The 7,258-nt window shown below is 67.7% G+C and carries 5 protein-coding genes; all 5 read right to left on the bottom strand.

The window, feature by feature from the left end; translation table 11 throughout:
• Window positions 1–145: 145 nt before the first annotated feature.
• The gene (gene gshB / locus RT051_RS13990) at window positions 146–1,096 is read right to left on the bottom strand and encodes a glutathione synthase (RefSeq protein ID WP_313077577.1); all 951 of its coding nucleotides are present in this window, start codon (window positions 1,094–1,096) and stop codon (window positions 146–148) included.
• A gap of 23 nt (window positions 1,097–1,119) precedes the next feature.
• Window positions 1,120–2,310: a benzoate/H(+) symporter BenE family transporter gene (locus RT051_RS13985; RefSeq protein ID WP_313077574.1), complete on the bottom strand. Its 1,191-nt coding sequence runs from the start codon at window positions 2,308–2,310 to the stop codon at window positions 1,120–1,122.
• Window positions 2,311–2,416: 106 nt separating this feature from the next.
• Complete coding sequence (locus tag RT051_RS13980) at window positions 2,417–4,300, bottom strand: potassium transporter Kup (protein ID WP_313077572.1); 1,884 nt, start codon at window positions 4,298–4,300, stop codon at window positions 2,417–2,419.
• 28 nt (window positions 4,301–4,328) lie between these two features.
• Window positions 4,329–5,624, bottom strand: coding sequence for a glutamate--cysteine ligase (gene gshA, locus RT051_RS13975; protein WP_313077571.1), 1,296 nt, complete (start codon window positions 5,622–5,624; stop codon window positions 4,329–4,331).
• Between the two features lie 78 nt (window positions 5,625–5,702).
• The gene (locus RT051_RS13970; RefSeq protein ID WP_313077569.1) at window positions 5,703–7,169 is read right to left on the bottom strand and encodes a TrkH family potassium uptake protein; all 1,467 of its coding nucleotides are present in this window, start codon (window positions 7,167–7,169) and stop codon (window positions 5,703–5,705) included.
• Window positions 7,170–7,258: the final 89 nt, after the last annotated feature.

The raw sequence follows: 7,258 nt of genomic DNA, 5'->3' as shown, positions 1-7,258 counted from the left end.
ACACCAGAAATCCAGCCAGTTGCAAGACCGGGGAAGAAAGTTTTTTAGGACCGCTTTTCCCGCCGCGCTGTATTTTATCGAACCGTCTCAGGTGATGCATTGCAGCGCAGCCCGCAAGTATAGCGCGAAATCTTCATCTGCAAATCTATTCGCTCATCGCTGTTGTCAGCGCATCGATGAACAGCGCCGCCACGTCGCAGCCTGCCTGGTCGTGGATCTCCTGAAAGCACGTCGGGCTGGTCACGTTGATTTCGGTGATGCAGTTGCCGATCACGTCCACCCCGGCCAGCAGCAGACCACGCTCCTGCAGCAGCGGACCGAGGGCCTCGGCCATCTCCCGATCGCGCTGGCTCAGCGGCTGGGCCACGCCCAGGCCGCCAGCGGCCAGGTTGCCGCGCACCTCGTTGCCCTGGGGGATGCGCGCCAGGCAGAAAGGCACCGGCTTCCCGCCGATGATCAGCACCCGCTTGTCGCCCTGGGCGATCTCGGGCAAAAACTTCTGCGCCATGACGCTGCTGCGTCCGTGCTGGTTCAACGTCTCGATGATGCTGCCCAGGTTCATGCCGTCCGGCCCTACCCGGAAGATGCCTGCACCGCCCATGCCGTCCAGCGGCTTCAGGATCACATCGCCATGCTCGGCATGGAAGCGGCGGATGTCCTCGGCCGACCGCGTCACCAGCGTGGGCCCGATGAACTGCGGGAACTCCATGATGGCCAGCTTCTCCGGATGGTCGCGCAGCGCCCGGGGGCGGTTGAACACCCGCGCACCTTCGCGCTCGGCCTGCTCGAGCAGGTGCGTGGCGTAGAAGTATTCGCTGTCGAACGGCGGGTCCTTGCGCATCAGCACGGCGTCGAAGTCCGCCAGGGCCCGCTCGGCCGGTGCTTCCGCCTCGAACCAGGGCCCCTCGGTGCGGCCGGTCAGGGTGATGTCCCGCACGGGCGCGCTCACGCGAGCGCCGCGCTGCCAGTGCAGGTGGCGCGGCTCGCAGGCGGCCAGGCGGTGGCCGCGGCGCTGCGCCTCGCGCATCATGGCGAAGGTGGTGTCCTTGTAGATGGCGAATTGTTCCAGCGGGTCGGCAACGAAGAGCAGGTGCATGGGAGTGTCCAGGAGATGAAGCATCAGACGCGGCCAGGGCGGCGCCCGCGCCCGTACTGTTGCACAAGCAGCGCGGCACTGCCGGCCACCACGCCCCAGAAGGCCGAGCCTATGCCGGCGATGACCACGCCGCTCAGGGTGACCAGGAAGGTGATCAGCGCCGCCTCGCGGTGGTCCTCCCCGGCCAGAGCCGAAGCCAGGCCGCCCCCGATGGAGCCCAGGAGCGCCAGGCCGGCGATCGCCACCACCAGCTCCTGCGGGAAGGCCGTCAACAGCCCGGTGACCACTGCGCCGAAGATGCCCACCAGCACATACAGCAGCCCACACACGGCCGCCGCCGTGTAGCGGCGCTCGCGCTCGGGGTGCGCCTCGGGCCCCATGCAGATGGCGGCGGTGATGGCGCTGAAGTTCAATGCAAAGGCGCCGAACGGTGCCAGCACCAGCGTGGCCAGCCCGGTCATGGTGATCAGGCGCGAGACCGGCAGCTGGTAGCCGGTGGCGCGCATCACCGCCACGCCGGGCAGGTTCTGCGAGGCCATGGTGACGATGAACAGCGGCAGCGCGAGGCTCATGAAGGCCTGGAAGGTGAAGGCCGGCGCGGTGAAGACCGGCCGCGCCAGCTCCAGATGCACGGCCGACCAGTGCATCTGCCCCGCTGCCGCGGCCCAGGCGATGCCCGCGCCCAGCGTCAGCATCACGGCGTAGCGCGGCAGCAGCCGGCGCGACAGCAGGTAGGTGGCAAGCATGACCAGCACCAGCGGCAGCGCCGTCTGCAGGGCGGCAAAGGCCTGCATGCCAAAGCGCGCCAGCACCCCGGCGAGCAGGGCGGAGGCGATCTCCATGGGGATACGGTTCATCACGCGCTCGAACCAGCGCGTGGCGCCGGCCAGGGCGATGAGCACGGCGCAGGCCATGAAGGCGCCCACGGCCTCGGCCATGCCAAAGCCCCCGGTCGCGCCGGCCGCTGCCAGCACTGCCGCGCCCGGCGTGGACCAGGCCACCATGACCGGCTGGCGCAGCAGCAGCGACGGCACCAGCGAGCACAGCCCCATGCCCAGCCCCAGCGCCCACATCCAGGAGGTGATCTGCGCGGGCGTGGCGCCAAAAGCCTGGGCCGCCTGGAACACGAGGGCCACGGAGCTGGTGAAACCCACCAGCACGGCGACAAAGCCCGCCGTGGCGGCCGACAGGCTCAGGTCCTTGAAGAAGCGCATGGGCGACGATTGTTGCACTGGCCCGGCGGCGTGTCCGACCACGCGCGACACATTGAAAACGATAGCGATGTTTCTTTTACAGACAAGGGCTGCAGGCTGTTTTTCTTCAGATTTCCACCATCGACCCCAGCTCCACCACGGCGTTGCTTGGCAGGTTCAGGAACTCCGCCGCGGCCGTGGCACTGTGGTGCATATGGGCGAACAGTTTTTCGCGCCAGGGCGCCAGGCCCGAGCCGGGCGTGGGGATGACGATGTCGCGCGACAGGAAGTAGCTGGTGGTCATCGGGTCCAGCGCCACCCGGCGGTCGGCCAGCAGGCCCAGCGCGCGCGGCAGGTCCGGGTCGTTCTTGAAGCCGTAGTGCACCACCACCTGCCAGCAGCCGTGGCCGAGCGCCTGCACCTGCAGCCGCTCGGCCATGCCTATCCAGGGCACCTCGTGGCTGCGCACGGTGACGAACAGGTTCTGCTCGTGCAACACCTTGTTGTGCTTCAGGTTGTGCATCAGCGCGTTGGGCACCGCGCCCGGCTCGGCCGACAGGAACACCGCCGTGCCCGCCACGCGCGCCGGCGGGCTGACGAAGATGGCTGCCAGAAAGGACGGCAGGTCCACCGAGGACTGGCGCAGCGTCTCGGTCAGCAGCGCACGGCCGTCCTTCCAGGTGGTCATCAGCGTGAACACGGCCGCGCCGATCAGGATCGGGAACCAGCCGCCCTCGATGAGCTTGAGCAGGTTGGAGCTGAAGAACGCCAGGTCCACCGCCAGGAAGAAGCCGGTCGCCGCCAGCGCCAGCGCCAGGGGGTAGTTCCAGCCGTAGCGCACCACGAAGAAGGTCAGCACGGTGGTGATGGTCATGTCCAGCGTCACCGCGATGCCGTAGGCCGCCGCCAGGTTGGACGAGGAGCGAAACAGCACCACCGCCAGCACGATCATGGCAAACAGGCTCCAGTTGACGAACGGCAGGTAGATCTGCCCGGTGTCGCGCGTGCTGGTGTGGCGGATCTTCAGGCGCGGCAGGTAGCCCAGCTGGATGACCTGCTTGGTCACGCTGAAGGCGCCGGAGATCAGCGCCTGCGAGGCGATCACCGCCGCCACCGTCGCCAGTCCCACCAGCGGCAGCATCAGCCACTCGGGCGCCATCCTGAAGAAGGGGTTGGCCACCGCCTCGGGGTGCGACAGCAGCAGCGCGCCCTGGCCAAAGTAGTTGAGTGTGAGCGCCGGCATGACGACCGAGAACCACGCGATGCGGATCGGCATGCGCCCGAAATGACCCATGTCGGCGTACAGCGCCTCGCCCCCGGTCACGCACAGCACCACCGCACCCAGGATGATGAAGCTGATGCCCGGATGCCGCCAGATGAAGCCCAGCGCGTGGTGCGGGCTGAGTGCAGCCAGGATTTCCGGGTGCCCGGCGATGTGGTACCCGCCCAGGGCTGCGATGGCCACGAACCACACGACCATGATGGGCCCGAAGAAGCGCCCGATGCCCGCCGTGCCGCGCTTTTGCACCAGGAACAGCAGGAACAGGATGGCCAGGGTGAGCGGAATCACCGCGCGCCGCAGCGTTGGCGAGACCACGTCCAGCCCCTCCACCGCCGACAACACCGTGATCGCCGGCGTGATGACGCCATCGCCATAGAACAGGCAGGTGCCGAAAATGCCGATGAGCAGCATCCACTTGCGCAGCGCCGGGGCCTTGTCCTTGACCGACTGCGAGGCCAGCGCCAGCATGGCCACCAGCCCGCCCTCGCCGTGGTTGTCGGCGCGCAGCACCAGCGTCACGTATTTCAGCGAGACGATGACGGTGAGCGTCCAGAACACGATGGACAGCACCCCGTACACATTGGCCGGGGTGAAGGGCACGTGGCCCGAGCCGAACACCTCCTTCAAGGTGTAGAGAACGCTGGTGCCGATGTCGCCATAGACCACGCCCAGCGCGCCCAGTGTCAGGGCGGGCAGTCGGCTTCGGTCGGTCTGCCGTGTGTCGGCCATGGTGGGGTTGCGCCGTGCGCGGCCCGCTTCAGTCGTAGACCTCGGCCTCGGGGTCGGTGGCCTCCAGCTCGTAGCTGGCCGCCACCAGCGCCACCCGCGCCACCACGCCGTACATGTAGAAGCGGTTTGGGGCGCTGGCGCCGGGCTGCGCGCCGGGCTGGGGCAGCTGCGTGCCGTGCTGGAAGGCCAGCGGCACGAAGCTTGCACCCGGCGCGTTCAGATTCTCGTCCGTGCCGCGCTCGGCATGGATGCGGTAGAAGCCTCCCACCACGTAGCGGTCCATCATGTAGACCACCGGCTCGGCCACCGCCTGGTGCACGCGCTCCTGGGTCAGCACGCCCTCCTGCACGATCACGTCGTGCACCGGCTGGCCGTCCTTGATGACGGCCATCTTGTTGCGCGACTTGCGGCTCAGGCCTTCGAGCTCCTTGGCATCGCGCACCGTCATGATGCCCATGCCATAAGTGCCGTTGTCGGCCTTGACGACGACGAAGGGCTTCTCGTTGATGCCGTATTCCTTGTATTTGCGCCGCACCTTGGCCAGCGTCGCATCCACCGCACTGGCCAGCTGCTCCATGCCCGCGCCCTCGTTGAAGTCCACCCCCTGCACCGGAGTGAACAGCGGGTTGATCAGCCAGGGGTCGATGCCCAGCATCTTGCCAAAACGCTTGGCCACCTCCTCGTAGCTCTGGAAGTGGCGGCTCTTCCTGCGCACGCTCCAGCCCGCGTGCAGGGGCGGCAGCAGGTACTGCTCGTAGAGCTCCTCCAGGATGCCCGGCGCGCCGGCCGACAGGTCGTTGTTCAGCAGGATGGTGCAGGGGTCGAAATGCTTGACGCCCAGGCGGTGGCGGCTGCGCGCCACCGGCTCGAGCATCACACGCTCGCCGTGTGGCAGCTCGATGGTGGTGGTCTTCTTCACCTCCGGACTGACGGAGCCCACGCGCACGTTCAGCCCCGCCATGTTGAAGATGCGCACCAGCTGCGCGATGTTGGCCAGGTAGAAGGTGTTGCGCGAGTGGTTCTCCGGGATGATCAGCAGGTTGCGCGCCTCGGGGCAGATCTTCTCGATGGCCGCCATGGCCGCCTGCACCGCCAGCGGCAGCATCTCGTCGGTGAGGTTGTTCCAGCCGCCTGGAAACAGGTTGGTGTCCACCGGCGCCAGCTTGAAGCCGGCGTTCCTGATGTCCACCGAAGCGTAGAACGGTGGTGTGTGCTCCATCCACTCCAGGCGGAACCAACGCTCGATGGCCGGCATCGAGTCGAGGATGCGCTGCTCCAGCTCGTTGATCGGGCCGGTGAGCGCGGTGATGAGGTGCGGAACCATGGCTGCCCTGTACAGACGTGAAGCGGGCCATTGTAGGGACGGGCATGCGCCGCTCCTGTACGCACTATTCCCCTGTTTTCAGCGCCGCCAGAAGGCCGGCGTGAGCAGCGCCATGAAGCTCAGGATCTCCAGCCGCCCCAGCAGCATGGCCAGGGTGCAGACCCACAGCTGGAAGTCGGTCAGCACCGCGTAGTTGGAAGTGGGCCCGAGCAGCCCGAGGCCGGGGCCCGTGCAGTGCACGCTGGCCAACACGGCCGAGAACGCCGTGACCATGTCCAGGTCGGTCAGCAGCAGCACCATGCTCAGGGTGATGACGGTGGCGCCATACATCAGCATGAAGGCCAGCACCGAGAACACCATGCGGCTCTCCACCACACGGCTGCCCAGCCGCAGCGGCTGCACGGCGCGCGGATGCACGGTGCGCGTCATCTCGCGCCGCGCCTGCTTGAGCAAAATCAGCATGCGCACCATCTTGATGCCGCCGCCCGTGGAGCCGGCGCTGGTGGCCACGCCCGACAACAGCAGCATGAACACCGGCGCGAACACCGGCCAGGCCAGGTAGTCGGTGGTGGCGAAGCCCGTGGTCGTGGCCACCGACACGACGTGGAAGAGTCCCAGGCGCAGCGCCTGCAGTGGTTCGTACATGCCCTTAGCCCACAGCAGCAGCGCCACCAGCAGCCCCCCGCCCAGCAGTGCGCCCAGCGTCGCGCGCATTTCCTCGTCGCGCCAGAAACCCCGCCAATGCCCCTTGCGCAGGGCAACGAAGTACAGCGCGAAGTTGCAGCTGGCCCCCAGCATGAACACCAGGGCGATGCACTCCAGCAGCGGCGAAGAGAAATAGCCAAAGCTTGCATCGTGCGGCGACAGCCCGCCCAGGCTGACCGTGGCGAACATGTGCATCACCGCGTCCTCGGGTGTCATGCCGGCGGACCAGTAGGCCAGCGCGCAGGTCAGCGAGAACACCACATACACACCCCACAGGCCCTTGGCCGTCTCGGTCATGCGCGGGGTCAGCTTGGTGTCCTTGACCGGCCCGGCCGCCTCGGCCTTGAACAGCTGGCTGCCGCCCACGCCCAGCACCGGCAGGATGGCCACCGCCAGGATCAGGATGCCCATGCCGCCGATCCACTGCATGAAGGTGCGCCACATGTTCACCGACAGCGGCAGCTCGTCCAGGCGCGACAGCACGGTGGAGCCGGTGGTGGTCAGGCCCGACACCGCCTCGAAGTACGCGTGCGTGAACGACAGCGGCCGCCCGACCGCGTCCATGACCAGCAGCAGCGGCAGCGCCGCGAAGAACGGCGTGACCAGCCAGACCAGCGACACCAGCAGCACGCCGTGGCGCGGCAGCAGCTCGCGCCGGTGCTCGTGCAGGCCCCACCACAGCAGCGCGGCCACGCCCAGGGTGACGGCCATGGCCAGGGCATATTCGTGCCACAGCAGCTCGCCCGCCCACAGGGACGCGGCCAGCGGCACGCCCATGGACAGGGCGAACATGGCCAGCAGTGCCCCCAGGACGCGCAGGACGGGCAGCAGGTCGGACATGGCAGGACGGTGGCGCGCCAAGCGTCAGAAGAAAGTGGCGCTGACGCGAAACAGCCGCTCGACCTCGCGCACCAGGCGCTTGTGCGGCA

The sequence above is a fragment of the Melaminivora sp. genome (genome assembly GCF_032059615.1).
Taxonomy (GTDB): Bacteria; Pseudomonadota; Gammaproteobacteria; order Burkholderiales; family Burkholderiaceae_C; genus Melaminivora.
This window is presented reverse-complemented; position numbering and strand designations above follow the sequence as displayed.